Origin of the sequence: Methylobacterium sp. J-070, assembly GCF_022829385.1 — a bacterium.
GTDB lineage: Bacteria > Pseudomonadota > Alphaproteobacteria > Rhizobiales > Beijerinckiaceae > Methylobacterium.
Genome location: NZ_JAKSXX010000055.1, coordinates 1 through 801 on the forward strand (window position 1 = coordinate 1; position 801 = coordinate 801).

Below are 801 nucleotides of genomic sequence, written 5' to 3' on the forward strand. Positions count from 1 at the left end.
AGGCCGCGCCGGTCGCCGATCCTAGAACGTGCCGAACTTGTAGTTCAGGCCCGCGCGGACAACGGCGAACTCGTCGGAGCGGCGTCCGGTACTGCTGTGAACAGCGTGGAAGTTGTTGGCGGCGTTGATGACGAACACGCCCTGGTTGCGGGTGTTGCGGTCGAGGTTGACGTACAGGCCTTCGAGCTTGAGCGGGACGGCCGAGGAGCCGAAGAAGTTCAGGAACGAGTCGGTGGGCAGGGCGTACTCGATGCCGCCGCCGACGGCGTAGCCGGTGCGGAAGCTGTCGTTGCCGGCAAAGCCGCCGAAGGAGCGGTCGGCGCTGCCCGAGCCGTAGGCGAAGCCGCCGGTGCCGTAAACGAGGGTGCGGTCGAAGGCGTAGCCGAGGCGGCCGCGCACGGTGCCGAAGTAGTCGAGGCTCGACAGGCCGCGCGGGTCGGTGACGTAGTAGCCGGGGGCCAGCGCGCCGCCGGTGAGGAAGGCGCTGTTCCGGTTGCGTCCGAAGTCGAGGTACTGGGCGTCGGCCTCGACGCCGATGACCACGCCCGAGCCCGGGGTGAACTGGTAGTTGTAGCCGACCTGGCCGCCGCCGGAGAAGCCGTCCTGGCTGCTGTTGCGGAAGGTGGCGACGGTGCCGGGGGTGGCGTAGGGGAACGGCACGCCGAAGGCCGAGCCGTTGCTGCGGCTGCTGGCGTCGAACGCGTAGCCGGCGTTGATACCGAAGTAGGCGCCGGTCCAGGTGAACACCGGCACCGGGGTGAACACCGGCGGCGGGGCGGCCCGGCGCGGCAGGTCGGCGGC

At 70.3% G+C, this 801-nt stretch carries 1 protein-coding gene; it reads right to left on the minus strand.

Annotated features, from left to right (window positions below; genetic code table 11):
• Positions 1 to 21: 21 nt before the first annotated feature.
• Positions 22 to 801, minus strand: a 780-nt coding sequence (locus MKL01_RS03505) for an outer membrane protein (RefSeq protein ID WP_243903847.1), incomplete at its 5' end; no start/stop codon positions are given.